The sequence below is a fragment of the Methylobacterium sp. E-041 genome (assembly GCF_022829665.1).
Taxonomy (GTDB): domain Bacteria; phylum Pseudomonadota; class Alphaproteobacteria; order Rhizobiales; family Beijerinckiaceae; genus Methylobacterium.
In genome coordinates, this window is sequence record NZ_JAKSYQ010000037.1 from 1 (window position 1) to 24122 (window position 24122).

Here is a 24122-nt window from a genome sequence, read left to right on the forward strand (position 1 = left end):
GTTGACGTAGTACTGGGCCGAACGCTTGGCGGCCTCGGCGATCGTGTCGGCCGCCTGGCGCTTGGTGCCGACGAACAGCACGCGGCCGCCCTTGGCGACCGTGTCGCTCACCGCCTGCAGCGCGGTGTGCAGCGCCGGCACCGTCTGGGCGAGGTCGATGATGTGGATGTTGTTGCGGGTGCCGAAGATGTAAGGCTGCATCTTCGGGTTCCAGCGGTGCGACTGGTGCCCGAAATGGGCGCCGGCCTCGAGGAGCTGGCGCATGGTGAAATCGACGGCCATGAGTCTTTCGCTTTCTTTCCGGTTTATGCCGCCGCGGAGGTAGCGACCTGCCGACGGATCGGCCGATCACCGGAAACGCCCCATTCAGGCATGGGGCCGGCTCCGCGTGTGGAATGGGCGGGGCCTTAGCAGAGGTTGGCCGCCAGGGCAACGGTATCGCCGGGGCGCCGGAAACCCCAGGCAGCGGACTCGAGGCCGGGATCAGGCGGCGGAAAAGACGTTCGCCACGTCCGCCGCGTCCATCACCCGATACGCCCCCGCCGGCAGGTCCGCCGGCAGGGCGAGGCCGCCGATCCGGTCGCGATGGAGCGCGGTGACGTGGTTGCCCATCGCCGCGAACATGCGGCGGACCTGATGATAGCGGCCCTCGTGCAGGGTCACGGTGGCATGCGTCGCGTCCTCGGCGGAGAAGCCCACCGGCAGGAGCGGCTTGTCGTCGTCCTCCAGCACCAGGGTGCCGGCGGCGAGGATCGCGCCCTCGTCGCCCCTCAGCGGGCGGTCGAGCGTCACGCGGTAGCGCTTGGCCACGTTGGCCTTGGGCGCGATGATCCGATGCAGCAGCGCACCGTCGTCGGTGAGCAGCAGCAGGCCCGAGGTCTCCTTGTCGAGGCGGCCGACGGTGGAGAGCGCCGGGTCGCGGCGGCGCCAGCGCTCGGGCAGGAGCCCGTAGACCAGCGGGCCGGCCTCCTTGTGCGAGCAGGTGACGCCGAGCGGCTTGTGCAGCATCACCGCGAGGCCGGGGGGCGGGTCGATGCCCGCGCCGTCGACGGCCAGACGCGTGGGCAGGTCCGGCGTCACGGCGATGCGGGCGCCCGCGTCGGCGAGGGCCGCGCCGTCCAGAACGATGCGTCCGGCCCGCGTCAGGCCGGCGATCTCGCGGCGCGAGCCGTAGCCGAGGTTGGCCAGCAGCTTGTCGAGCCGGGCGGTCGGGGCCTTGGCGCTCATTTGCGCGCCTCGAACACCTTGTAGCCGTGGGCGGACGCCTTCACCGTCACGGCCTTGAAGGCCTCGGCGAGCACGCGCTCGTAGGGCAGGTGCGCGTTGGCCGTCAGCCACAGGCTGCCGCCGGGGCGCAAGGCCTCCGCGGCACGGCGGATGAAGACCTGCCCGAGCTTCTGGTCCTCGGCGCCGCCGTCGTGGAACGGCGGGTTGGTCACCACGAAGTCGAGGCGCGTCAGGCCGGGATCCGCCGCGCGGATGTCGGCCCAGCGGATGGTGCTGCGCGGGTCGCCGACGTTGCGGCGCGCCATCTCGACGGCGCGGCGGTCGATGTCGATCAGCGTGAGCGCGGTGACGGCGGGCGAGGCCAGCACCGCGCGCGCCAGGATGCCGAGGCCGCAGCCGAAATCGGCGCCGCCGCCCTTCAGCGCCGGCAGGGTCGCGAGCAGAAGCGCGCTGCCGGGATCGAGCCGGTCCCACGAGAAGATGCCGGGCTGCGTGCACAGGGAAAGGTTGTCGATGTGGCGCGGCGCCCCCTCCTCGAGCGCGGCGGCCAGCGGCAGGTCGCCCTCGGGCCGGACGACGCGGCAGATCCGGTGATGGCGACGGGCCTCCTCGGCGCTGGTGCAGCCGAGATCCGTCAGCTCGCGCGCCAGCCGCGCGCCGCCCCGATCCTTCGGGGCCATCGCCAGGAGCTCGCCGCCGGGCCGCAGCGCCCGCAGCGCCTGCGCCAGCACGAAGCGGCGTTCCACGGTGCCGGGCGGCGCCAGCATCCGAACCTGCGCGAGGCTCGCATCCGCGCAATCCTCCAGCCGGGCGGACCCGGGAACGAGGGGCGAGAGCTGGACGGCATCCGGCGGAACCTCGGCGAGCTCGGCCGGCGGCAGGCCGTAGACGGCGTCGGAGATGGCGGTTTCGGGCATGGGTGACGGGAATTTCGGGACCGGGCCGCCGAAGCGGCCTTGGAGGATGGGGAAACGCCGCGCCTTGGGCGACCCCGCGCGAGCGGTTCGGGGGGCGGCCGGATCGGCACGGGGAGCCCGGCGCATCAACACGCGGTTTCGCGCGATTCGAGAAGCCGGAAACCGAAACGGATCAGCCGCGCGGGAATTCCAGGCCCATCTCGCGGTAGCGGGCCGGGTCGTCGGCCCAGTTCTCGCGCACCTTCACGTGCAGGAACAGGTGGACCGTGGTCTCGGCGACCTCGGCGATCTCGCGGCGGGCCGCCGTGCCGATCGCCTTGATGGTCTGGCCGTCCTTGCCGAGCACGATCGAGCGCTGGCTCTCGCGCTCGACGAAGATGGTCTGCTCGATCCGCACCGAGCCGTCCTTGCGCACCTGCCACTGGTCGGTCTCGACGGTGGAGCGGTAGGGCAGCTCCTCGTGCAGCCGATCGTAGAGCTTTTCGCGCGTGATCTCGGAGGCGAGCATGCGGATGGGGGCGTCCGAGACCTGGTCCTCCGGGTAGAGCCAGGGGCCGGAGGGCATCAGCTTGGCGAGCGCCTGCTTCAGCGTGGCGATGCCGTCGCCGTTCAGCGCCGAGATCATGAAGGTGTCGGCGAACGGGATGCGCTTGTTCAAGTCCTCGGCGAGCGCGAGCAGCTTCTCGCGCAGGATCAGGTCGATCTTGTTGAGGATCAGGATCTTGTGGCGGCGCACGTCCGGCAGGCGCGCCAGGATCGTCTCCAGCTCCTCGTCGATCCCCTTGCGCGCGTCGACCAGCAGGCAGACCGCGTCGGCGTCGGCCGCCCCGCTCCAGGCGGAGTGGACCATCGCCCGGTCGAGCCGGCGCTTGGGCTGGAAGATGCCGGGAGTGTCGACCAGCACCACCTGGGCCGAGCCCTCGATCAGGATGCCGCGCACCAGCGCCCGCGTGGTCTGGACCTTGCGCGAGACGATCGAGACCTTGGTGCCGACGAGGCTGTTCAGGAGCGTCGACTTGCCGGCGTTCGGCACGCCGATCAGCGCGACGAAGCCGGCCTTGGCATCGGCTGGGGTGCCCGGCAGCAGGCTCGGGGGGGCGCGCTCCGGCACCGCCTCGAATTCGTCCCGCGGGCCGTCCTCGGGTTCGTCGTGGGGCATCGCGCTCATGTCCGGTCCTCGCTCGGCCGCTCGCCGGCCCCCTGGCCGGCATCCCGCCCTGCCCCGTCTCCGCCCGGGCCGGCGCCGTCGCCGATGCCCTCGCGCGCCAGCACGGTGCGGGCGGCGTCCTGCTCGGCGAGGCGCTTCGACGGCCCCTCGCCGACCCCCGGCTCGAGCCCTTCGACGCGGGCGGCGATGCGGAAATGCGGCGCGTGGTCGGGGCCGGAGCGCTCGACGACGTCGTAGGCCGGAATCGCGAGGCCGCGGCCCATCGCCCATTCCTGCAGCGCCGACTTCGCGTCGCGGCCGCGCGGCGCGCCGGTCGGCTCGGCCGGGCGGAAGGCGGATTCGATCAGCGCTCGGGCGGCCTCGTAGCCGGCATCCATGTAGACCGCGCCGAGGATCGCCTCGCAGACGTCGGCCAGGATGGTCTGGTTGCGGCGGCCGCCGCCCAGGACCTCGCCCTGCCCGAGGACGAGGTGCGGGCCGACGTCCCAGGCGGTGGCGACGGCGGCGCAGGTCTCGCGCCGGACCAGCCCCGCCAGCCGGCGCGAGAGGTCGCCCTCGTCGGCCTGCGGAAAGGCGGCGTAGAGCCGGTCGGCGATGGCGAGGCCGAGGACGCGGTCGCCGAGGAATTCGAGGCGCTGATAGCTGCCGGCGCGGCCCGCCGCCTTGCTCACATGCGTCACCGCGCGGGCGAGCAGCGACGGATCGGCGAAGCTGTGGCCGATGCGCGCCTCCAGCACCGACAGGTCGGGCTTCGGGCGGGTGATGCGCCGTGCGCGGGCGGAGGGGCGCGCCTCGTCGGGCAAGGCGGGGGTCAGTGGATCGTCGAGAACAGGCGGCCCCAGCGCACGTGGGCCGGCCAGTTCCAGATCTGCCAGGCGGGCGTGCCCTCGTCGATCGAGAAGAAGATCATCTCGGCGCGGCCGACGAAGTTCTCGAACGGGACGTAGCCGACGTTGGCGAGGTCGCGCGAGTCGGTGGAGTTGTCGCGGTTGTCGCCCATCATGAAGAAGTGCCCCGGCGGCACGGTGTAGAGCTCGGTCTTGTCCCAGAACCCGTTGTCGCCGTCGCGCTCGATCGTGTGGTGCACGACGCCGTTCGGCAGCGTCTCGTTGTACTGCGGCACCTTGGTCGCCTGGCCGTACGGATCGATGGTCTCGTAATCGGCGATGCGCTCGCGCTTGACCGGCTTGCCGTTGATGTTGAGCACGCCGTCGATCATCTGGATCTTGTCGCCGGGCAGGCCGATCACCCGCTTGATGTAGTCGGTGGCGTTGTCCTTGGGCAGCTTGAACACCGCGATGTCGCCGCGCTTCGGCTCGGCGGCCCAGATGCGCCCCTCCGCCTTGGTCGGCAGGTATTCGCTCAAGGGCAGCGAGTACTTCGAGTAGCCGTAGGAATATTTCGACACGAACAGGTAGTCGCCGATTAGCAGCGTCGGGATCAGCGATCCCGAGGGGATGTTGAACGGCTGGAACAGCAGCGTGCGCACCACCAGCGCGATGAGCAGCGCCTGGATCCCGACCTTCAGGGTCTCGCGGATGCTGGCCCAGGTCCCCGGTTGCGCCCGGACCTCGTGTTTGCCGTCCCGATCCAAGCGCGCGCGTTCCATCTGTCGATCCGTCTGGGACGAGGCCGACGGCCCGCGCGGGCGCTGCCCGCGGCGCCCCACCGTGTCCGTTGCGTCGCGGCGGTCTAGACCAAGCCGGGTTCCCCCGCAACGCGGCGGGAGGTGGCGTCAACCCCGCCCGGTGCCCTCCGGCACGGCCTCGATGATCACGAAAGCTTGTGCCATCGGCGGGTCGTCGGTGAGGGTGACGTGCAACCGCGCCGCGTGCCCGGCCGGCAGCATCGCGGCCAGCCGGTCCAGGGCTCCGCCGGTGAGATGCAGCGTCGGCTGCCCGCCGGGCAGGTTCACGACCTCCATGTCGCGCCAGAACACCCCGTGCGCGAGGCCGGTGCCGAGCGCCTTGGCGCAGGCCTCCTTGGCGGCGAAGCGCCTTGCGTAGGACGGCGCGCGGGCCGCCTTGCGGTCGCACCGGGCCCGCTCGCCGTCGGTGAACACCCGGTGCGTGAAGCGCTCGCCGAAGCGCGCGAGCGAGCGCTCGATCCGGCGGATGTCGCAAAGGTCGGAGCCGATCCCGAGGATCATCGGCCCCGGCTCCCCGCCCGGGCCGCCTCCATCGCCGCGCGCATGTCGCGGATCGCCCGGGGCAGCCCGACGAAGATCGCGTCGGCGATGAGCGCGTGGCCGATGTTGAGCTCGCGGATCTCCGGGATCCGCGCGATCGGCCCGACGCTGTCGGTGGTCAGCCCGTGGCCGGCATGGATCTCCAGCCCGAGCCCCTGCCCGTGCTCGGCGGCACGGACGATCCGGGCGAGCTCGTGCGCGGTCGCGGCCGCATCGCCCGCGACCGCGGCCTCGCAGTAGCTGCCGGTATGAAGCTCCACGATCGGCGCGTCGAGCGCGTGGGCCGCCTCCATCACCGCCGCGTCCGGCTCGACGAACAGCGACACCCGGATGCCGGCCTCGGCCAGCGCGCGGATGCGAGGCGCGAGGTGATCGCGCCCGCCGACGATGTCGAGGCCGCCCTCCGTGGTGCGCTCCTCGCGCTTCTCGGGGACGAGGCAGGCGGCATGCGGCTTCAGCGTGCGGGCGAGCGCCACCATCTCGTCGGTCGCCGCCATCTCGAAGTTGAGCGGCACGGTCAGCGTCCGGGCGAGCGCGGCCATGTCGGCGTCGCGGATGTGCCGCCGGTCCTCGCGCAGGTGGGCCGTGATCCCGTCGGCACCGGCCTCCACCGCCAGCAGCGCCGCCCGCACCGGGTCGGGATAGCTGCCGCCGCGGGCGTTCCGGACGGTGGCGACGTGGTCGATGTTCACGCCGAGGCGGAGAGGATGTGCCGACATGCGCCGATCTTTTCGCGTGGCTTCGAGGTGATCGCGTCGTGCTTAGCCCAGATCGGGCCGCCCTGGCGCCTCGCCGCCGCGAGAAATCGCCCGACCCGTGCTGTTTCGAAGGCGACGCGGCGCGGGTCGGATGGTCGCGGCCTCCTGCGAAGGGCCCTCGAACGCGGAAAGGCCGGGCACGACGGCCCGGCCTCCCTTCAACGAAGCCCGAAAGCTCGTCCGTCGTTGGTGCTCAGCGGACCGGGTTGGCGCCGGCGTTGCCCGGAACCGTGCGGGCGCCGTCCTCGCGGCCGGCCGGCATCGCGTTGGCGGCGCCCGGAGCGGTGCCGGTTGTGACCGGCATGTCGCCCCGCATCGTGCCGCCCTTCTCCATCGTCTTCTCGGACGGGCTCCTCACGCTGCCGGGATTGTTCATGTTGCCGGTCGCGGACTGCGCGAACGCCGCACCCGAGAGTGCGAGCACGAGCGCCGTGGCGGAGATGAGTGTCTTACGCATGGGACGGATCCTTCGTGTGGTCGGTGTGGGAGGAGGAACGTCGCGGCCCGGGGATGGTTCGGAGAAACTTCGCGCGGCCGACCTCTCGGTGCGTGCGAGCCGCGCCCAGGGGCCTGGTCCCGTTGCGCTTTCCGGGGAACGGAAATCGTCGCCGCCCTCCGGAAGCGCGTCGCGGCGTTCGATCGCCGGCACGCAGGCGACGGGACGGCCCGACGTGCCCGGCCGTGCGATGCAGCCTTGCGATTCAGCCTTGCGATTTTCCCCGAAACCGACTATCCGCCGCCACTCGCGTTCGCTCCGGCTGGGGGCTGAACGGACGGTGCCGTTCGCGGCACAGGCTTTTTTCCGCGTCGCCTAACGACGATCGAACGAGCCGTCGTCCCGTGTCTCCGCCTTCGATCAACCGCTCGGGCCCGTTGAAACGGCTCGGAGGGCTTGGCGCCGGGCGATCTCGCGAACCGAACCGGCCCGGAACTCATCGTGCATCTGCATGTCCGGGCCTCATTCAAGCTGAAGGGCCCGTAATGCCTCTCTACGAGCACGTATTCCTGGCACGCCAGGACGTGACGTCCCAGCAGGTCGAGACGATGATCGAGACCTACAAGGGCGTCATCGAACAGAACGGCGGACGTTTCGAGAAGATCGAGATGTGGGGCGTCAAGTCCCTCGCCTACCGGATCAAGAAGAACCGCAAGGCGCACTTTACCCTGCTCAACATCGACGCCCCCCCGGCCGCCATGGCCGAGATGGAGCGCCAGATGCAGATCTCGGAAGACGTGCTGCGCTTCATGACCATCCGCGTGGAGGAGCTCGAGCACGAGCCGTCCGCGATGATGCAGAAACGCGACCGCGACGACCGCAAGGATCGCGAGCGCGGCCGTCGTCGCGACGACGAGGGCTTCGGTGGTGGCGGCGGCTTCGGCGGCGACCGCGACCGTGGGGATCGTGGCGACCGCGGCGACCGGCCCGAGCGCAACTTCGGCGGGGAGAACTAAGCCATGGCATTCGGTGCAAGTGCTGGTGGAGCCGCCGGCGGCGGTGGCCGTCGTCCGTTCTTCCGTCGTCGCAAGACCTGCCCCTTCTCCGGCGCCAACGCGCCGAAGATCGACTACAAGGACGTGAAGCTGCTGTCCCGTTACGTCTCGGAGCGCGGCAAGATCGTTCCGTCCCGCATCACCGCGGTCTCGGCCAAGAAGCAGCGCGAGCTCGCCCAGGCGATCAAGCGCTCGCGCTTCCTCGGCCTGCTCCCCTACGTCATCAAGTAGGCTCTTCGGAAACCTGCTGGCCCTGGTCCGCCAGGGTCGGCCACCATCCTTCGGGCGACGGTCTCCGCCGCCCGATCGTTGGGGCGCCTCGCCTCTAACCCCGCCCGCACTCCTGCGCGGCGGCGGGACAGCGGATCTCATGGTTCAGAACCTCGGCATCGGCATCGGCGCGGGCCTCGTCTCTGCACTCCTGTTCGGGATGCTGCTGAAGGCCACCCCGCTCGCGATCGTCCTCTACCTCTTGGCGCCCCTGCCGATCCTCATCGTGGGACTCGGCTGGAATTCCCGCGCCGCGCTCGCGGCGGCGGCTTCCGGCAGCCTCGCGCTCGCCCTCGTCGTCTCCCCCTATCTCGGCCTCGGATTCGCCGCCTACCTCGCCGTGCCGGCGTGGTGGCTCGCCTATCTCGCCCTGCTCGGCCGGCCGAACGCCGACGGCAGCCTCGAATGGTATCCGACAGGCCGCCTCCTCGGCTGGACCGGCGCGACCGCGGCGCTGGCCTTCATCGCCATCGCCGTTCTGTCCGCGCCGAGCCACGAGGCGTTCGAGGGACAGCTGAAGAGCCTAGCCGGCACCATCGTCCGCGCCCAGATGCGTGGCCTGCCGAGCGCGCCGGCCAAGCCCGATGCCGCCCGCCCGGACGCCGGCGAGCCCGTCGCTGACAAGCCCGTCGGCGAAAAGCCGGCGCCCCCCGAAAAGCCCAGCGACGCGGCCGATGCCACGCCTGCGGGATCCGAGGCGCATGACGACCTGGTCGATGCGCTGGCGCGCACCGTGCCCGCCTTCGCCGCCAACGGGCTCGCCCTGCTCCTGACCTTCTACCTCTGGGCCTCCGCCCGCATCGTCCAGCTCTCGGGTCGCCTGCCGCGGCCCTGGCCGGACATCCCGTCGACCGTGATGCCGCGCGCCATGCTCGGGCTGCTCGGCCTCGCCGTGATCCTCGCCTTCGCGCCGGGCTACGCGGGCGTGCTCGGCACGGCCCTGGTCGGCTCGGTGAGCGCGGTCTTCGCGCTGCAGGGGCTCGCCGCCTTCCACGACCGCAGCCGCGGCCGGCCGGCGCGCGGCATGATGCTGTTCGGTCTCTACCTGATCCTGTTCTTCACGCAGGGCATCGCCCTGATCGTGCTCACCCTGTTCGGCCTCGCCGACACCGCGCTCAACCGGCGCCGACGCCCCGACGGCGCGACCCCTTGAGACCCCGGCCGGCCCTCATCGGCGGCCTTACCTGAAGAAGGACGAAGACCATGGAAGTGATCCTGCTGGAGCGCGTCGCCAAGCTCGGCCAGATGGGCGAGACCGTGAACGTCAAGCCGGGCTTCGCCCGCAACTTCCTCCTCGCCCGCGGCAAGGCGCTGCGCGCGACGGAAGGCAACAAGAAGCACTTCGAGACCCAGCGCGCGCAGCTCGAGGCGAAGAACCTCGACCGCAAGAAGGACGCCGAGGCGGTCGCCGAGAAGCTCGACGGCCAGACCTTCGTGCTCATCCGCCAGTCGGGCGAGTCGGGCGTGCTCTACGGCTCGGTCTCGACCCGCGACCTCGCCGAGGTCGTGACCAAGGAGGGCTTCACCGTCGAGCGCGGCCAGTTCACCCTGAACCAGCCGATCAAGACGCTCGGCCTGCACGTGATCCCGGTGGTGCTCCACCCCGAGGTCGACGTGAAGGTCACCGTCAACGTCGCCCGCAGCCCGGAAGAGGCCGAGCGTCAGGCCCGCGGTGAGTCGGTCACCGAGCGCGAGGCGTTCAACCTCGACGACCTCGGCCTGGAGGTCGGCATGGCGCTGGCCGAGGCCGGCGAAGGCGCCGACGACCGCGGCTGATCGCATCGCCCTGCCCCCCCTCCCCACGCGGGAGGGGCGGGCTGTGAATGGCGGTGACAGCGGGGAAGGCGGCCCGGGAGGGTTGACGCGTTCCTCGTTTGTTCCAAGATGGGCGCCCGTTCCTCGCACCGAGGGGCGGGCGTCCTCGCGTTCCGGGCACGGTGACGCGGACGCCGGCGGCTAAGCATCGGTCAACCCGACTGGTGCCATGGTCGTCGGATCATGTCTGGGATGCGGCGCCGGCCCGGCCCGCATCGATTCGGAGCGACCGCCGATGGCCCTGCCCAATGCCCTAGCGGCCAAGCTCGAAGCCGTGCAGGCGGAGTACCGCGTCGCGCCGCACAACATCGACGCGGAGCAGGCGCTGCTCGGCGCGATGCTGGTGAACAACGACGCCTACTACCGCGTCTCGGACTTCCTGCTGCCCGAGCACTTCATGGAGGACGCCCACCAGCAGATCTTCCAGGTGGCGACCTCGCTGATCAAGGCGGGCAAGCTCGCGACCCCGATCACCCTGAAGACCTATCTCGGCGACGCCGACTTCGGCGGCCAGACGGTGATGCAGTACCTCGCGCGGCTGGCGGCCGACGCCACCACCGTCATCAACGCCGGCGAGTACGGCCGCACGATCTACGACCTCGCGATCCGCCGCCGGCTGATCACCATCGGCGAGGACCTCGTCAACGGCGCCTACGAGGCCCCGGTCGAGCAGGCCCCGCGCGACCAGATCGAGGACACCGAGCGCCGGCTCTACGAGCTCGCCGAGGCCGGCAAGTACAGCGGCGGCTTCCAGAAGTTCTCGGACGCGCTCACCGCCGCCGTCGACATGGCGGCCAAGGCGTATCAGCGCGAGGGCAAGCTCTCGGGGCTGGCTACGGGGCTCTCCGACCTCGACGCCAAGATGGGCGGCCTGCAATCCTCGGATCTGATCATCCTCGCCGGCCGCCCGGCCATGGGCAAGACCTCGCTCGTCACCAACATCGCCTTCAACATTGCGAAGGCTTACCAGGGCGAGAAGCAGGCCGACGGCACGATCAAGACCAAGAACGGCGGCATCGTCGGGTTCTTCTCGCTCGAGATGTCGGCCGAGCAGCTCGCCACCCGCATCATCGCCGAGCAGTCGGGCGTGCCCTCCTACAAGATCCGCCGCGGCGACATCCGGCCGGAGGACTTCTACAAGATCACCGACGCCGCCCGCGACATGCAGACGATCCCGTTCTACATCGACCAGTCGGGCGGCATCTCGATCGCGCAGCTCGCCGCCCGCGCCCGGCGCCTCAAGCGCCAGAAGGGCCTCGACGTGCTGATCGTCGACTACCTCCAGCTGCTGGCGGGCTCGGGCAAGCGCTCGGACAACCGCGTGCAGGAGATGACCGAGATCACCACCGGCATGAAGGCGCTGGCCAAGGAGCTCTCGGTTCCGATCATCGCCCTATCGCAGCTATCGCGTCAGGTCGAGAACCGCGACGACAAGCGCCCGCAGCTCTCGGACCTGCGCGAATCGGGCTCGATCGAGCAGGACGCCGACGTGGTGATGTTCGTGTTCCGCGAGGAATACTACGTCAACAACAAGAAGCCCCGCGAGGGCACGGAGGAGTTCTTCGCCTGGGAGGCGGAGATGAACCGCGTCCACGGCAAGGCCGAGGTGATCCTCGGCAAGCAGCGCCACGGCCCGACCGGCACGGTGGAGCTGCAGTTCGACGCCAACATCACCCGGTTCTCGAACCTCGCGCAGAGCGACCGGCTGCCCGAGCAGATGTGATAGGGCGCGCGCTCCGCCCGATCGGAGACGCCCCATGGCGCTGGCGAAGCAGGCTCGGCCCCGCGAGACGACCACCCTGAACGACGTGTTCGAGGCCGAGCGCGGCCTCGTCGGGCTGATCCTCGCCGACCCTGCCACCGACGGAGTGATGGCCCAGATCCTCCGCGATGAGGATTGGACCCATCCGCTCCATCGCGGCGTGTTCGAGGTCGCGGGCGCCCTCGTGGCGGCCGGCGAGGCGATCACCCTCGCGGCCGTCCTGCCGCGGGTCGCCGACGTGGGGCCGGACGGAACGCCGGCCGAGGCCTATCTCGCGGCGCGGATCGCGGGCGCGCCTGCGGCATCGGAGGCCGAACCGCTCGCGCGGCGTCTCGCTGCCGCGGCCGACATCCGCGACCGCCCCGACCCCTATTCTCCGCGACGTTTACGCATGGGCCTTAGCGCAGGCCGAGCGTCTCCGGCGCGGACAGTTCCTGTCCCTCGACGCACTCAACCTGGCCGAGGAGATCGAGGGCTTGGGCACCAAGATCTACGACCGTCTGGGAAAGCGCGCTCCGCAGCACGCTGATCCGTCTGCTGACATGGGATTTTCAGCCCGAGAAGCGGACGTGAAGCTGGGCGCTGTCGATCCGGACCGGGCGCCGGGCCGCAGCGAAGCTTCTCGAACGCAACCCCGGCCTCAAGAGCCGCCTGTCCGGTGCCATCCGGGAAGCCTTCGACGACGCCCGGATAGAGGCCGCGGGCGAGACCGGCCTCGACGAATCGATCTTCCCCGATGCCTGCCCCTATTCCCACGAGGCGATCATGACCCGCGCGATCGCCTGGCCGCCCGAGCCGGAAGCGGGCTCGGCGCCCACGCTAGAGCGTCACCAGCGCGCCGGGCTGCTTCACCTCGATCTCGACGAAGGCGATCGGATGGTCCGAGCCGTTCATCACGTCGTGGCGGATGCCCGCCGGGCGGCTGTAGGCCTGCCCCGCGGCGAGCGCGGTCTCGCCGACCTGCTCGCCGTCATGGACCCGGAGCGTTCCGGCCACCAGCATCACCACGAAGTAGGGCCAGCCGTGCTCGTGCCATCCGGTCACGGCGCCGGGGGCGAAATCCCAGCGGGTGATGCGAAGCGTCGCGTCGTCCAGCTGGACGGTGGGAATCGCCGGGATCGTGCAGGCGAACGCCATTGGCTGTCTCCTCGGAAGGCTGCGCGCGCCGCAAGCCCCGTGTTGCAGGTCTTGCGTTGCAGGCCTCGTGCCTTCCGGCCGCTGGCGCGGTAATGGCATGCCCTGATTCGTCAGGCTGCGCGGACGGCGACGCACGCGCGGCGGAACATCGGAGCCCGACGATTTCCCGAGACAGCACCGTCGCGACCGACGCCATCGGGCACGGCGCCCGCCTCACCGTCGATCTCGACGCCATCGCGGAGAACTGGCGCCGCCTCTCGGCGGAGGCACCGGGCCGCGCCTGCGCCGCGGTGGTGAAGGCCGACGCCTATGGCTGCGGCGCCGAGCCGGTCGCCCGGGCGCTCTGGGCGGCGGGCTGCCGCACGTTCTTCGTCGCGCATCTCGGCGAGGCCGCACGCGTGCGGGGCGCGCTGCCCGAGGCCGCGATCTACGTCCTGAACGGGCTCTCGCCCGGCTCCGCCCCGGCCTATCTGGCGATGGACCTGCGCCCCGTCCTCGGCTCGGTCGAGGAGGTGTCGGACTGGGCGGCGGCCTCGCGCGGGATGCGTGCGGCCGCGCTCCACGTCGACACCGGCATGAACCGCCTCGGGCTCGCCGTCCCGGAGGCGCTGGCGCTCGCCGGCGATCCACGGATCGGGGCCGCCGGCATCGACCTCGTGATGAGCCACCTCGTCAGCGCCGAGCTGCCCGACGAGCCGGTCAACGCCCGGCAGATCGCCGACTTCGCGACGGTGCGGGCGGCGTTTCCCGGCATTCCCGGCTCGATCGCCAACTCGTCGGGCATCTTCCTCGACGGGGCGACGCACCACGACCTGCTGCGGCCCGGCTACGCCCTGTTCGGCGGCGATCCGACCCCCTATCGCGACGCAAACCCGATGCGGCCGGTGGTGCGGCTGGAGGCGACGATCCTGCAGATCCGGCACGTCGCCGCCGGCGCCCAGGCCGGCTACAACGGGCGCTGGACCGCGCCCGCGCCCCGGCGCCTCGCGACGCTCTCACTCGGCTACGCCGACGGCTATCCCCGGGCCGCGAGCGGGCACGGCCACGCGCTCGTCGCCGGCATTCCCTGCCCGATCCTCGGCCTCGTCTCGATGGACCTGATCATCCTCGACGTCACCGAGGCGGCGGACGCCCGGCGCGGCACCGTCGCCACGCTGATCGGCGATGGGCTGGACGTCGACACGGTGGGACGCGCCGCCGGCACGATCGGCTACGAGATCCTGACGGGGCTGGGTTCTCGTTACGTTCGCACGTATATCGGGGCGTGACGCCGTCCGCCCCGAGCGGATCCGGCCCCGAACCCGCTGCGAGCGCATGGCAAAGATCCACCAGACCTTCATCTGCCAGGCCTGCGGCGCGGTCTACAACCGCTGGCGCGGGCGCTGCGAGGCCTGCAATGGCTGGAACACGATCGTCGAGGAGACGCCGGGCGGCTCCGGGCCGCAATCGGGCCCGGCCGCGACCCGGCCCGGCCGGGCCCGCGGGCGGGTGTTTCCCCTCGAGGGCCTGACCGGCGAGGCGCGGGAAGCGCCGCGCATCCCCTCCGGCATCGGCGAGCTTGACCGCGTCACCGGCGGCGGCTTCGTGCGCGGCTCGGTGATCCTGCTCGGCGGCGATCCCGGCATCGGCAAGTCGACCCTGCTGATGCAGGCCTCGGCCGCGATGGCGAAGACCGGCGAGCGCGTCGCCTACATCTCCGGCGAGGAGGCGGTGGGGCAGGTGCGCCTGCGCGCCGAGCGCCTCGGGCTGTCGGGCCACCCGGTGGAGCTGGCGGCCGAGACCAACGTCGAGGACATCGTCGAGACCCTGTCGCAGGGACGCCCGCCGGCGCTGGCGATCATCGATTCGATCCAGACCATGTGGACCGAGACCGTCGAATCGGCGCCCGGCACGGTCACGCAGGTGCGCTCCTCCGCCCAGTCCCTGATCCGCTTCGCCAAGACCACGGGCACGGCGGTGATCCTCGTCGGCCACGTCACCAAGGACGGGCAGATCGCCGGCCCGCGGGTGGTCGAGCACATGGTCGACGCGGTGGCCTCGTTCGAGGGCGACCAGGGCCACCATTTCCGCATCCTGCGGGCGGTGAAGAACCGCTTCGGGCCGACCGACGAGATCGGCGTGTTCGAGATGACCGACATGGGGCTGGCCGAGGTGCCGAACCCCTCGGCGCTGTTCCTGGCGGGACGCGACCACCAGGCCGCCGGCACCGCGGTCTTCGCCGGCATGGAGGGCACGCGGCCCCTGCTGGTGGAGATCCAGGCGCTGGTCGCGCCCTCGTCGCTCGGCATGCCGCGCCGGGCCGTGGTCGGCTGGGACCCGAACCGGCTCTCGATGGTGCTCGCGGTGCTCGAAGCCCATGGCGGCATCCGCCTGGGCACGCACGACGTCTATCTCAACGTCGCGGGCGGCCTGCGCATCTCCGAGCCCGCGGCGGATCTGGCGGTGGCCGCCGCCCTGGTCTCGTCGCTGTCGGGCGCGGTGCTGCCGCCGGAGACCGTGTATTTCGGCGAGATCGGCCTGTCCGGCGCGATCCGGCCGGTGGCGCAGGCCGGCGCGCGCCTCAAGGAGGCGCAGAAGCTCGGCTTCGCCAAGGCGATGACGCCGCAAGGGCGCGGCGAGACCACCGACCGCGCGCTCGCCACGGAGTCGCTGCGCCACATCGCCGACCTCGTGGCCGGCATCGCCGCGAACGGGCCGCGCCGGGTCGCCTCGGGCAAGCGCCGCCATGCGGCCCACGACGAGGATGCGGATTAGGCGACCGGCTGAGCGCGGTTCTCAGGACGACCTGTGCCGCGCCGGCGGCTTGGGAAGGGCGGTGAAAGCCCGTCTGCAACCGGCGGGTTCCGGCGGCCGGCAGTCGCCACCGAGGGTGACGGCCGAGTTTGACCGCGATATAAGGCGCCCGCGGTCCAGGGGAGCCGCAGACCGCATCGCTTTCGTCGTGGCATCTCCCCATCCGATCCGAACCCGCAGATGCCGTTTTCCGTCCTCGATCTCGTGGTGCTCGGCATCGTCGTGGTGTCCGCCCTGCTGGCGGCCGTCCGCGGCGTCACGCGGGAGGTGCTGGCGATCATCGCCTGGGTCGCCGCCGCCGCGGTGGCGTGGTCGCTCTATCCGATGCTGCTGCCGACGGTGAAGCAGCACGTGACCAGCGACACCGTCGCCCTCGTCGCCTCGATCGCGGCGATCTTCCTCGGCACGCTGATCGTCGTCTCGATCATCACGGTGAAGATCTCCGACGTGGTGCTCGATTCGCGCATCGGCGCGATCGACCGCTCCCTCGGCTTCCTGTTCGGCGCCGCCCGCGGCTTCCTGATCTGCGTGATCGGCTGGGTGTTCCTGTCCTGGCTGGTGCAGGGCAAGGTGCCGACCTGGGCCGCCGAGGCGCGCACCCGGCCGATGCTGGAGAAGTCCGGCGACGCGCTGGTGGCGCAGCTGCCCGAGAATCCGGAAGGCTTCCTGAAGCAGTTCAAGAAGCCGAAGGTCGACACCCCGCAGAACGAACCTGTGGATGCACCGGCCGAGACCGAGGTGCCCCCGCGCCAGACCACGCCGGCCGTGCCCGCGCCGCGGCGCTGAGGGCGCGCGAAAGAAGGCCGGCTCGGCATATGTTGCCGCGGTGACCCTGACCTGCGTTCGATCCGGCTTGGTTGCGATGCCGCGAGGCCTCAGATAACGCCTTGACGACGGCGCCGCGGGGCCGGCCGCGCGGACGCGGTCCGGGCAGCTTGCGGGCGGACGGCAACCAGGGATCGACCTCAGGCCATGTCACACCGCGCCGCAACCGTGGATTCCGTGTTCGACCCCGAGACCGACGGCGATACGCTCCGCGAGGAATGCGGCGTCTTCGGCATCTTCGGGCATCCCGACGCCTCGGCGATCGTCGCGCTCGGGCTGCACGCCCTGCAGCACCGCGGCCAGGAGGCGGCGGGCATCGTCGCCTTCGACGGCGAGGTCTTCCATTCCGAGCGGCGCCCCGGCCTCGTCGGCGACTCGTTCTCGGACGGCGGCACGATCGCCCGGCTGAAGGGCCGCGCCGCGATCGGCCACGTGCGCTACTCGACCACCGGCGGCACCATCCTGCGCAACGTCCAGCCGCTCTTCGCCGAGCTGGCCGGCGGCGGCCTGGCGGTGGCGCACAACGGCAACCTCACCAACGCGCTCTCGATCCGACGCGATCTCGTGCGCGACGGCGCGATCACCCAGTCGACCTCCGACACGGAGGTGATCCTGCACCTGGCCGCGCGCTCGCGAAAGCCGCGGATCGTCGAGCGCTTCATCGACGCGCTGCAGGCGATCCAGGGCGCCTACGCCATCGTCGCGCTCACGAACAAGAAGCTGATCGGCGCCCGCGACCCGCTCGGCATCCGCCCGCTGGTGCTCGGCGAGCTCGACGGCCGCTACATGCTGGCCTCGGAGACCTGCGCGCTCGACATCATCGGCGCGAAGTTCGTGCGCGACGTCGAGAACGGCGAGGTCGTGGTGATCTCGGAGGACGGCATCGAGTCGATCCGCTTCGCCGACAAGGTGCCGATGCGGCCGTGCATCTTCGAGTACATCTACTTCGCCCGGCCGGATTCGGTGGTGAACGGCAAGAGCGTCTACGCCGTGCGCAAGAACATCGGCGTCGAGCTGGCCCGCGAGGCCGCGGTGCCGGCCGACGTGGTGGTGCCGGTGCCCGATTCCGGCGTGCCGGCCGCGCTCGGCTTCGCACAGCAGACCGGCATCCCGTTCGAGATGGGAATCATCCGCAACCACTATGTCGGCCGCACCTTCATCCAGCCGACCCAGTCGGTGCGCGAGCTCGGCGTGCGGATGAAGCATTCGGCCAACCGGGCGGCGATCGAGGGCAAGCGCATCGTGCTGGTCGACGACAGCCTGGTGCGCGGCACCACCTCGGTGAAGATCGTGCGGATGATGCGCGAGGCCGGCGCGGCGGAGGTGCACTTCCGCATCGCGAGCCCGCCGATCACCTATCCCGACTTCTACGGCATCGACACGCCGGAGCGCGAGAAGCTGCTCGCCGCCACCCAAGACCTCGAAGGCATGCGCCGCTACATCGGCGCGGATTCGCTGGCCTTCCTCACGATCCCGGGGCTCTACCGGGCGATGGGCGAGGCGGAGCGGATCGAGGCCTGCCCGCAATACACCGACCATTGCTTCACCGGCGACTACCCGACCGGTCTGACGGACCTCGCCATCGCCGGGCCGAAGCGCCTCGCGATGCTCGCCGAAGCGGACTGACCCCTCGCGCATGACCGACACGAAGACCTCACTCGACGGACGCGTCGCCGTCGTCACCGGCGCGTCCCGCGGGATCGGCCGGGCCGCCGCGCTGGCCCTGGCGGAGGCCGGCGCGCACGTCATCGCCGTGGCGCGCACGCAGGGCGCGCTGGAGGAGCTCGACGACGCGATCCGCAGGGTCGGCTCGAGCGCGACCCTCGTGCCCCTCGACCTGACCGACTACGACGGCATCGACCGGCTCGGCGCGGCGATCAACGAGCGCTGGAAGCGCCTCGACATCGTCGTCGGCAATGCCGGCATCCTCGGCAATCTCATGCCGATCGGGCACATCACCCCGAAGGTCTGGGGCCAGGTGATGGATGTCAACGTCACCGCGAACTGGCGGCTGATCCGCTCGTTCGACCCGCTGCTGCGGATGTCGGATGCCGGCCGGGCGATCTTCGTCACCTCCGGGGCGGCGGGCAAGTGCCGGGCCTACTGGGGGCCCTACTCGGTGTCGAAGGCGGCGCTCGAGGCGCTGGTGCGGACCTACGCCGCCGAGAACGAAACCACCAACGTCCGGGCGATGCTCCTCAATCCCGGCCCCCTGCGCACCGACATGCGCCGCGCGGCGATGCCGGGCGAGGACCCGGAGACGCTGAGGACGCCGGAAGACCTCGCCCCGCATTTCGTGCGGCTGGCGAGCCCCGCCTCGAGCGAAACCGGGCTGATCTACGACTTCCCCACCGACCGCACCGTGAGCCCGCAAGCGCCGCGCTGAGCGGTCGGGGCCGAGCCCGCACTTTTCCGGATATCCTGATGATCGACGTGCGCTGCATCTGCGCGATCGGCCAGCGCGGCCAGCTCGGGCTGAACGGCCAGCTCCCCTGGGAGGGCAACACCGACCCGCTCTTCGTGGAGGACGTGACGCGGTTCTTCGCGCTGACCATGGGCCATGTGCTGATCGCCGGCCCGAAGACGGTGGCCTCGGTGCCGGCCTTCGCGTTCAAGGACCGCACCATCGACGTGATCCGGTCGCACGAGGATCCGGAGGCGGTGCTCGCCCGCTATCCCGGTCGCCGCATCTTCGTCGGCGGCGGCATCGCGGTCTGGAACGTCTACGCGAAGTACATCCAGAACTGGGACGTCACCCGCCTGCCCTACGACGGCGAGGCCGACCGCTGGTTCGACCCGGCCTGGCTCGTCGGCGGCGCCCTGCGCGTCGGATAGGCGGATCTGGACAGTCCGTCGGGAAAGTCCGTACTCTCGCCCGATGGGCGAGCACAGCGTTATCGAAGCCGAAGAGCATCTGTCCGAGCTGATCGACCGCGCGCTCGCGGGAGAAGGCGTCGTGATCACCCGGGATGGTCGGCCGGTCGCCAACCTACAGCCGATCCCTCGGTCGGGGCGGCCCGTGACCGCCGAGGACCTGGATTGGCTGGCAGCCCGTCGCGCGCGAACCGCCGCGCCCTCCGAGGATGCCGGGCACCTCGTCGGCCGCATGCGCGACGAGGATTGGTGAGGACGTACCTCGATGCCAGCGTCCTGGTCGCCCTTCTGACGGATGATCCGTCCACGGCGCGGGCGGACGCCTTCTTTCGACGTCACGAGCCGATCGCGATCGTCAGCGATTTCGCAGCGGCGGAATTCGCCTCGGCCCTCGCACGCCGGGTGAGAACCGGCGAGATCGACGCGGGCGCCGCGCAATCGGCGTTCTCGGATCTCGATCGCTGGATCGAACGGGTCGCGGAACGCATCGAGGTCGCATCGTCCGACGTCGTCGCGGCGACCGGGTTTCTCCGCCGCCTCGATCTCACGCTCCGTACGCCGGACGCCCTGAACATCGCTCTGTGCCGTCGTGCGAATGCCGTCCTCGCGACCTTCGACATCAAGATGGCGACCGTCGCGCGCACCCTCGGCCTGCAGGTCACGGAAGGATAGCGTCCTTCGCGCCGAAAAATGCGCCCTCGGGACCGCACTGGGCCCGCTCCCGCCCTATCTGCGCTCGGATCCTCCTGACGAAAGATGCCATGAGCGCCCACAGCTACCGCTTCGGCATCGAAGAAGAGTATTTCCTGGCCGATGCGGAGACGCGCGGCACGCCGCGGCGCTCGGTCAAGCCGTTCCACGTCGAGGCGGCCGAGCGCCTGCCCGAGGCGGGGCGCGAGCTGCTGCAGTGCCAGGTCGAGGTCTGCACCCCGCCCGTCACCGCCTTCGCCGAGGCGCGCGACTCGCTCGCCCGGCAGCGCGGCGCGCTCGCGGACCTCGCCGCCGAGCACGAGATGCTGATCTTCGCCGCGGGCACCCATCCGGTGGCCGACTGGTCGCGGCAACTGCCGACCAAGGGCGACCGCTACCGCGGCATCCTGCGCGACGTCGGCCTCGCCGGGCGCCGCAGCCTGATCTGCGGCATGCACGTCCACGTCGAGGTGCCGGACCCGGAGGCGCGCGTCGACCTGATGAACCGGCTGCTGCCGTTCCAGCCGCTGCTGTTCGCGCTCTCGGCCTCCTCGCCGTTCTGGCAGGGCAAGCCGACGGGGCTCACCGCCTACCGCCTCAGCGCCTTCGGCGAGCTGCCGCGCACCGGCCTGCCCGAGCTCTTCGCCGATGCCGCCGCCTATGCGCGCTACGTGCGGATCATGACGGAGGCGGGCTCGATCCAGGATGCGAGCTTCCTGTGGTGGTCGCTCCGGCCCTCGATCAAGTTCCCGACGCTGGAGCTGCGCATCGCCGACAGCTGCACGCGGCTCGCCGACGCGCTGACCATCGCCGCGCTGTTCCGCTGCCTCGTGCGCTGCGTGGTGCGCCGGCCGGACCTCAATGCCGGGCTCGACGGCGTCTCCCGGGCACTCGCCGACGAGAACCTCTGGCGCACCCAGCGCAGCGGCGTGGGCGCCGAGCTGATCGACGAAGCCCGCGAGGCGGCCCTGCCCTTCGCCGACGCCCTGGAGACGGTGCTCGACCTCGTCGCCGAGGATGCGGCGGCGCTCGGCTGCGCGGCCGAGGTCGCGCATGCGCGGACCATCGTCTCGGGCGGCACCAGCGCCGACGGCCAGATCGCCGCGTTCGAGGCCGCGCGGGACGCGGGGCACAGCAACCGGCAGGCGCTGGACAAGGTGGTGGAATGGCTGGCGCGGACGACCCGGGGCTGAGGCGTCGTCGCGCGGGGCCGGTGCTCAGCCCTTGTCGAACGGGTTCGACGAGGTGCGCAGGGAGAGCCGGATCGGGGTGCCCGGCAGGGCGAACGCCTCGCGCAGCGAGTTCGTGAGGTAGCGGGTGTAGCTCTTCGGCATCGCGTTGAGCTGGTTGCCGAACAGGGCGAAGTGCGGCGGGCGGCTCTTCACCTGCGTCGCGTAGCGGATCTTGATGCGCCGGCCCGATACGGCCGGCGGCGGGTTGCGCTGCGTCGCCTCGGAGAGCCAGTCGTTGATCCGCGAGGTCGAGATGCGGGTGTCCCAGACCTCGGCCGCCTGCACCACCGCCTGCATCAGCTTGTCGACGCCGTCGCCGGCGAGCCCCGAGAGCGGCACCACCGCGACGCCGCGGACCTGCGGCAGCAGGCGGGTACAGTCCTCGCGCAGCGACTTGAGCAGGCCCGGCTGGTCGGCGACGAGGTCCCACTTGTTGAGGCCGATCACCAGCGAGCGCCCCTCGCTCTCGACGAGGTCGACGATGGTGAGGTCCTGCTTCTCAAACGGGATCGTGGCGTCGAGCAGCACCACCACCACCTCGGCGAAGCGCACGGCGCGGATGCCGTCCGAGACCGCGAGCTTCTCGAGCTTGTCCTCGATCCGGGCGCGGCGGCGCATCCCGGCGGTGTCGTGCAGCTTGATCCGGCGCCCGCGCCATTCCCAGTCGAGCGAGATCGAATCGCGGGTGATGCCGGCCTCCGGGCCGACGAGCAGGCGGTCCTCGCCGAGCATCCGGTTGATCAGGGTCGACTTGCCGGCGTTGGGGCGGCCGACGATGGCGACCTTGAGCGGCTTGCCGCGCGGGTCGTAGTCGTCCTCGTCCTCGTCGGTCTCGGGCAGGGCTTCCTTCAGCGCCTCGTGCAGCTCGCCGATGCCCTCGCCGTGCTCGGCCGAGAACGGGATCGGGTCGCCCAGCCCGAGCCGGAACGACTCGTAGGCCCCGGCCATGCCGGCGCCGCCCTCGGCCTTGTTGGCGATGAGGATCACCTTGCAGCCGGCCCGGCGCACCAGCTCGGCGAAGGGCTGGTCGGCGGGCAGGATGCCGGCCCGCGCGTCGATGACGAACAGCACCACGTCCGCCTCGAGGATCGCGGCCTCGGTCTGCATCCGCATCCGGCCGAGCAGGGTGGCCGAATCGGCCTCCTCGAGACCGGCGGTATCGATGATGCGGAAGTTCAGCCCGCCGAAGGCGACGTCGCCCTCGCGGCGGTCGCGGGTGACGCCCGGGCGGTCGTCGACCAGCGCCAGCTTCTTGCCGACGAGGCGGTTGAACAGGGTCGACTTGCCGACATTCGGCCGTCCGACGATCGCGACGGTCGGCAGTTCCATGGGGTGGTCCGTTCTATGTTCGGTCGAGCCGCCGGGCTGGCCGGGCGGCGAAGGTCCGGAGAATGCCCAAAACCTCCGGTGCGAGCCAGTCGCGCCGGAGGTTTTGGACTGGCGTGTCGAGCGATCAGCGCGTGATCGGCGGCGGGGGCGCGGCGGGCTCGGGCTTCGCCTCGGTCACCGTCACGGGACCGCCGGCGACCAGGGCGACGTAGACCTCGATGCGCTGGCGCAGGTTCTGCGGCGTCTCGGGGTCCATGTTGAGCTGGTCGAACCAGCGCCCGGCCTCGTCGTACTGGCCGTTCTTCAGGGCGGTCAGCCCGAGCATCTCGCGGGCGGTGAAGCGGAACGGCGTGCCGGCGGCCAGGCTCTGCAGGCTGGCGAGCGCGGGCGCCGGATCGGGCAGGTCGAGGCGGATCAGCGCCGCGCGGAGCCGCGCGAGGTCGCGCAGGCCGTCGCCGAGCGCCGTGTCGCCGGAGATCGTCTCGAACGCGGCGGCGCCCGCGGCCGGGTCGCGCTTGGCGGTCTCGGCGGCCGAGCGGAACTGGGCGAGCAGGCGGTAGCCGGCCGGCCCCTGCGCCTCGAGGGCGTCGAACGCCTTGTCGGCCTCCGCCACCTTGCCGTCGCGGGCCAGGCGGTTGGCCTCGTCGAACTGCTGCGAGGCGGCCTCGGCCGCGTTGCGCTGGGCCGTCTGCCAGTAGCGCCAGCCGCCGACGCCGGCGACCACCAGGATCGCCACTGCGATGATCACGCCGCTGTAGCGGCGCCAGATCTCGGCGACCTTGTCGCGGCGATAGTCTTCGTTGACCTCGCGGATGAACTCGTTGTTCTCAGCCATCGTATCCCGGTCCGGCGCGCGAGCCGGACGACCTGAAGCGTCTCGATTGGCCCCGCGCCTAGCACGCGGGCGCCGGTTTGGCGACCGGGCGGCGTCTACGCCTGGCCCGGCCAGGCGTAGACGCCGATCAGGATCGGGTGGAGATACTTGCCGAACACGAACCAGGCGACGACGCCGACGACCACCGCGATCGCGTCGTTGCGCCAGCCCGCAGGGGCCGCGGCGCCCCCGTGCTGCGCGACGACCTGACCCGCCGTGAGCGCGCGGCGCTTGGCGCTGATCCGGGCGATCACCGCCCAGGCCAGGAACGAGCCGAACAGCAGGATCGAGCCGAGGTCGCCGTTGGCGAGCAGGTGCGCCGTCGCCCAGATCTTCACGGCGAGCAGCATCGGGTGCTTGGCCTTCGCCCGGATGTGGCCCGGCAGGTAGGCCGAGGCCAGCACGATGAAAGCGAGCAGCACCAGCACCAGGGACAGGTGGCGCGTCCAGACCGGCGGATCCCAGACCGGGATGTACCCGTCGACGCGATAGTTGTGGAAGCCGACACCGATCAGCACGAGGCCGAGGACCGAGAGCAGGGTGTAGCCGAGCTTGTACTTGCCCTCGCCGACTTGGCCGACGACCTCGGAGCGCTTGGCGCGCAGCATCGAGAAGGCGTGGGTGCCGAGGAACAGCACCAGCCCGAGGATCAGGATCAGCATGGATGGGGACTCGGCTCGGGAGGATCGGGCCCCCGCACCGGCGGGAAGCCATTCTGTAACGGTTCTGAACAGAAACTCCCGTGGTTTGTCCAGGCGCGCGACCGCCGTCC

At 71.2% G+C, this 24122-nt stretch carries 27 protein-coding genes and 2 pseudogenes; 16 read left to right on the top strand and 13 right to left on the bottom strand.

Features of this window, described 5'->3' with window-relative positions; translation table 11 throughout:
• The 9 genes from rpsB to MKK70_RS02200 form a co-directional block, all read right to left on the bottom strand.
• Window positions 1-282 (bottom strand): 30S ribosomal protein S2 (gene rpsB / locus MKK70_RS02160; RefSeq protein ID WP_243945619.1); only part of this gene is annotated, 282 nt, incomplete at its 3' end.
• Window positions 283-483: 201 nt separating this feature from the next.
• Window positions 484-1227 (bottom strand): pseudouridine synthase, encoded by a 744-nt coding sequence (locus MKK70_RS02165; RefSeq protein WP_243945621.1) that lies wholly within the window; start codon window positions 1225-1227, stop codon window positions 484-486.
• A complete protein-coding gene (locus tag MKK70_RS02170; RefSeq protein ID WP_147727748.1) occupies window positions 1224-2144 on the bottom strand; it encodes a class I SAM-dependent methyltransferase in 921 nt (306 codons plus the stop codon). Before MKK70_RS02170 ends, MKK70_RS02165 begins: the two co-directional genes overlap by 4 nt.
• Before the next feature lie 172 nt (window positions 2145-2316).
• Complete coding sequence (gene era / locus MKK70_RS02175; RefSeq protein ID WP_147841983.1) at window positions 2317-3312, bottom strand: GTPase Era; 996 nt, start codon at window positions 3310-3312, stop codon at window positions 2317-2319.
• Window positions 3309-4115, bottom strand: coding sequence for a ribonuclease III (gene rnc, locus MKK70_RS02180; RefSeq protein WP_147841982.1), 807 nt, complete (start codon window positions 4113-4115; stop codon window positions 3309-3311). Before rnc ends, era begins: the two co-directional genes overlap by 4 nt.
• An 8-nt stretch (window positions 4116-4123) precedes the next feature.
• Entirely contained in the window at window positions 4124-4921 is a 798-nt protein-coding gene (gene lepB / locus MKK70_RS02185; protein WP_243932310.1) for a signal peptidase I, read from the bottom strand.
• 126 nt (window positions 4922-5047) lie between these two features.
• On the bottom strand, window positions 5048-5461 hold the full coding sequence (gene acpS / locus MKK70_RS02190) for a holo-ACP synthase (RefSeq protein ID WP_147725737.1): 414 nt from the start codon (window positions 5459-5461) through the stop codon (window positions 5048-5050).
• Window positions 5458-6219 (bottom strand): pyridoxine 5'-phosphate synthase, encoded by a 762-nt coding sequence (locus tag MKK70_RS02195; protein ID WP_243945622.1) that lies wholly within the window; start codon window positions 6217-6219, stop codon window positions 5458-5460. The genes acpS and MKK70_RS02195 overlap by 4 nt, the downstream gene beginning before the upstream one ends.
• Window positions 6220-6451: 232 nt before the next feature.
• On the bottom strand, window positions 6452-6715 hold the full coding sequence (locus MKK70_RS02200) for a hypothetical protein (RefSeq protein ID WP_243945623.1): 264 nt from the start codon (window positions 6713-6715) through the stop codon (window positions 6452-6454).
• Between the two features lie 524 nt (window positions 6716-7239).
• On the opposite strand from MKK70_RS02200, the gene rpsF reads away from it, so the two are divergent.
• The 7 genes and pseudogenes from rpsF to MKK70_RS30975 form a co-directional block, all read left to right on the top strand.
• Window positions 7240-7710, top strand: a complete 471-nt coding sequence (gene rpsF / locus MKK70_RS02205) for a 30S ribosomal protein S6 (protein WP_147725734.1) — start codon at window positions 7240-7242, stop codon at window positions 7708-7710.
• Window positions 7711-7713: 3 nt separating this feature from the next.
• The gene (gene rpsR / locus MKK70_RS02210; protein ID WP_147725733.1) at window positions 7714-7980 is read left to right on the top strand and encodes a 30S ribosomal protein S18; all 267 of its coding nucleotides are present in this window, start codon (window positions 7714-7716) and stop codon (window positions 7978-7980) included.
• Between the two features lie 139 nt (window positions 7981-8119).
• Window positions 8120-9172: a hypothetical protein gene (locus MKK70_RS02215; RefSeq protein ID WP_243935830.1), complete on the top strand. Its 1053-nt coding sequence runs from the start codon at window positions 8120-8122 to the stop codon at window positions 9170-9172.
• 50 nt (window positions 9173-9222) lie between these two features.
• Window positions 9223-9795 (top strand): 50S ribosomal protein L9, encoded by a 573-nt coding sequence (gene rplI / locus MKK70_RS02220; protein ID WP_147725731.1) that lies wholly within the window; start codon window positions 9223-9225, stop codon window positions 9793-9795.
• 274 nt (window positions 9796-10069) lie between these two features.
• Window positions 10070-11557 (top strand): replicative DNA helicase, encoded by a 1488-nt coding sequence (locus MKK70_RS02225; protein WP_147725730.1) that lies wholly within the window; start codon window positions 10070-10072, stop codon window positions 11555-11557.
• A gap of 34 nt (window positions 11558-11591) precedes the next feature.
• A pseudogene (locus tag MKK70_RS30970) lies at window positions 11592-11915 on the top strand (DnaB-like helicase N-terminal domain-containing protein); the annotation flags it as partial.
• Between the two features lie 263 nt (window positions 11916-12178).
• A pseudogene (locus MKK70_RS30975) lies at window positions 12179-12355 on the top strand (DUF29 family protein); the annotation flags it as partial.
• Window positions 12356-12415: 60 nt separating this feature from the next.
• On the opposite strand, the gene MKK70_RS02235 reads toward MKK70_RS30975, so the two are convergent.
• A complete protein-coding gene (locus tag MKK70_RS02235; RefSeq protein ID WP_243932306.1) occupies window positions 12416-12733 on the bottom strand; it encodes a cupin domain-containing protein in 318 nt (105 codons plus the stop codon).
• Window positions 12734-12825: 92 nt separating this feature from the next.
• Here MKK70_RS02235 and alr point away from each other — a divergent pair, with 92 nt between their 5' ends.
• From alr to MKK70_RS02280, 9 genes are all read left to right on the top strand, one after another.
• A complete protein-coding gene (gene alr, locus MKK70_RS02240) occupies window positions 12826-14001 on the top strand; it encodes an alanine racemase (RefSeq protein WP_243945625.1) in 1176 nt (391 codons plus the stop codon).
• Between the two features lie 46 nt (window positions 14002-14047).
• On the top strand, window positions 14048-15487 hold the full coding sequence (gene radA, locus MKK70_RS02245) for a DNA repair protein RadA (protein WP_147725726.1): 1440 nt from the start codon (window positions 14048-14050) through the stop codon (window positions 15485-15487).
• A 219-nt stretch (window positions 15488-15706) separates the two neighbouring features.
• Complete coding sequence (locus tag MKK70_RS02250; protein WP_147841975.1) at window positions 15707-16312, top strand: CvpA family protein; 606 nt, start codon at window positions 15707-15709, stop codon at window positions 16310-16312.
• 186 nt (window positions 16313-16498) lie between these two features.
• Window positions 16499-17977, top strand: coding sequence for an amidophosphoribosyltransferase (gene purF, locus MKK70_RS02255; RefSeq protein ID WP_243945626.1), 1479 nt, complete (start codon window positions 16499-16501; stop codon window positions 17975-17977).
• Window positions 17978-17987: 10 nt separating this feature from the next.
• The gene (locus tag MKK70_RS02260) at window positions 17988-18737 is read left to right on the top strand and encodes an SDR family NAD(P)-dependent oxidoreductase (protein ID WP_147725723.1); all 750 of its coding nucleotides are present in this window, start codon (window positions 17988-17990) and stop codon (window positions 18735-18737) included.
• A 38-nt stretch (window positions 18738-18775) separates the two neighbouring features.
• Window positions 18776-19186 (top strand): dihydrofolate reductase, encoded by a 411-nt coding sequence (locus tag MKK70_RS02265; RefSeq protein ID WP_147841973.1) that lies wholly within the window; start codon window positions 18776-18778, stop codon window positions 19184-19186.
• Between the two features lie 43 nt (window positions 19187-19229).
• Window positions 19230-19478 carry a type II toxin-antitoxin system Phd/YefM family antitoxin gene (locus tag MKK70_RS02270; RefSeq protein ID WP_147725721.1) on the top strand — a complete coding sequence of 83 codons (249 nt, stop codon included), beginning with the start codon at window positions 19230-19232 and terminating at the stop codon, window positions 19476-19478.
• Entirely contained in the window at window positions 19475-19897 is a 423-nt protein-coding gene (locus MKK70_RS02275; RefSeq protein ID WP_243945627.1) for a type II toxin-antitoxin system VapC family toxin, read from the top strand. The genes MKK70_RS02270 and MKK70_RS02275 overlap by 4 nt, the downstream gene beginning before the upstream one ends.
• Before the next feature lie 89 nt (window positions 19898-19986).
• On the top strand, window positions 19987-21108 hold the full coding sequence (locus MKK70_RS02280) for a carboxylate-amine ligase (protein ID WP_243945629.1): 1122 nt from the start codon (window positions 19987-19989) through the stop codon (window positions 21106-21108).
• A gap of 24 nt (window positions 21109-21132) precedes the next feature.
• Here MKK70_RS02280 and der read toward each other — a convergent pair whose 3' ends face one another.
• From der to MKK70_RS02295, 3 genes are all read right to left on the bottom strand, one after another.
• Entirely contained in the window at window positions 21133-22476 is a 1344-nt protein-coding gene (der, locus tag MKK70_RS02285) for a ribosome biogenesis GTPase Der (RefSeq protein ID WP_243945631.1), read from the bottom strand.
• A gap of 124 nt (window positions 22477-22600) precedes the next feature.
• Window positions 22601-23311 carry a tetratricopeptide repeat protein gene (locus MKK70_RS02290; RefSeq protein WP_243945633.1) on the bottom strand — a complete coding sequence of 237 codons (711 nt, stop codon included), beginning with the start codon at window positions 23309-23311 and terminating at the stop codon, window positions 22601-22603.
• Window positions 23312-23406: 95 nt separating this feature from the next.
• Window positions 23407-24012 (bottom strand): NnrU family protein, encoded by a 606-nt coding sequence (locus tag MKK70_RS02295; protein WP_147728307.1) that lies wholly within the window; start codon window positions 24010-24012, stop codon window positions 23407-23409.
• Between the last annotated feature and the right edge of the window lie 110 nt (window positions 24013-24122).

Bases quoted from the DNA above. Each gene is read 5' to 3' on its own strand.
- MKK70_RS02165 (WP_243945621.1), bottom strand. From the start codon at position 1,227: ATGAGCGCCAAGGCCCCGACCGCCCGGCTCGACAAGCTGCTGGCCAAC.
- MKK70_RS02170 (WP_147727748.1), bottom strand. From the start codon at position 2,144: ATGCCCGAAACCGCCATCTCCGACGCCGTCTACGGCCTGCCGCCGGCC.
- era (WP_147841983.1), bottom strand. From the start codon at position 3,312: ATGAGCGCGATGCCCCACGACGAACCCGAGGACGGCCCGCGGGACGAA.
- lepB (WP_243932310.1), bottom strand. From the start codon at position 4,921: ATGGAACGCGCGCGCTTGGATCGGGACGGCAAACACGAGGTCCGGGCG.
- acpS (WP_147725737.1), bottom strand. From the start codon at position 5,461: ATGATCCTCGGGATCGGCTCCGACCTTTGCGACATCCGCCGGATCGAG.
- MKK70_RS02195 (WP_243945622.1), bottom strand. From the start codon at position 6,219: ATGTCGGCACATCCTCTCCGCCTCGGCGTGAACATCGACCACGTCGCC.
- MKK70_RS02200 (WP_243945623.1), bottom strand. From the start codon at position 6,715: ATGCGTAAGACACTCATCTCCGCCACGGCGCTCGTGCTCGCACTCTCG.
- rpsF (WP_147725734.1), top strand. From the start codon at position 7,240: ATGCCTCTCTACGAGCACGTATTCCTGGCACGCCAGGACGTGACGTCC.
- rpsR (WP_147725733.1), top strand. From the start codon at position 7,714: ATGGCATTCGGTGCAAGTGCTGGTGGAGCCGCCGGCGGCGGTGGCCGT.
- MKK70_RS02215 (WP_243935830.1), top strand. From the start codon at position 8,120: ATGGTTCAGAACCTCGGCATCGGCATCGGCGCGGGCCTCGTCTCTGCA.
- rplI (WP_147725731.1), top strand. From the start codon at position 9,223: ATGGAAGTGATCCTGCTGGAGCGCGTCGCCAAGCTCGGCCAGATGGGC.
- MKK70_RS02225 (WP_147725730.1), top strand. From the start codon at position 10,070: ATGGCCCTGCCCAATGCCCTAGCGGCCAAGCTCGAAGCCGTGCAGGCG.
- MKK70_RS02235 (WP_243932306.1), bottom strand. From the start codon at position 12,733: ATGGCGTTCGCCTGCACGATCCCGGCGATTCCCACCGTCCAGCTGGAC.
- alr (WP_243945625.1), top strand. From the start codon at position 12,826: ATGGCATGCCCTGATTCGTCAGGCTGCGCGGACGGCGACGCACGCGCG.
- radA (WP_147725726.1), top strand. From the start codon at position 14,048: ATGGCAAAGATCCACCAGACCTTCATCTGCCAGGCCTGCGGCGCGGTC.
- MKK70_RS02250 (WP_147841975.1), top strand. From the start codon at position 15,707: ATGCCGTTTTCCGTCCTCGATCTCGTGGTGCTCGGCATCGTCGTGGTG.
- purF (WP_243945626.1), top strand. From the start codon at position 16,499: ATGTCACACCGCGCCGCAACCGTGGATTCCGTGTTCGACCCCGAGACC.
- MKK70_RS02260 (WP_147725723.1), top strand. From the start codon at position 17,988: ATGACCGACACGAAGACCTCACTCGACGGACGCGTCGCCGTCGTCACC.
- MKK70_RS02265 (WP_147841973.1), top strand. From the start codon at position 18,776: ATGATCGACGTGCGCTGCATCTGCGCGATCGGCCAGCGCGGCCAGCTC.
- MKK70_RS02270 (WP_147725721.1), top strand. From the start codon at position 19,230: ATGGGCGAGCACAGCGTTATCGAAGCCGAAGAGCATCTGTCCGAGCTG.
- MKK70_RS02280 (WP_243945629.1), top strand. From the start codon at position 19,987: ATGAGCGCCCACAGCTACCGCTTCGGCATCGAAGAAGAGTATTTCCTG.
- der (WP_243945631.1), bottom strand. From the start codon at position 22,476: ATGGAACTGCCGACCGTCGCGATCGTCGGACGGCCGAATGTCGGCAAG.
- MKK70_RS02290 (WP_243945633.1), bottom strand. From the start codon at position 23,311: ATGGCTGAGAACAACGAGTTCATCCGCGAGGTCAACGAAGACTATCGC.
- MKK70_RS02295 (WP_147728307.1), bottom strand. From the start codon at position 24,012: ATGCTGATCCTGATCCTCGGGCTGGTGCTGTTCCTCGGCACCCACGCC.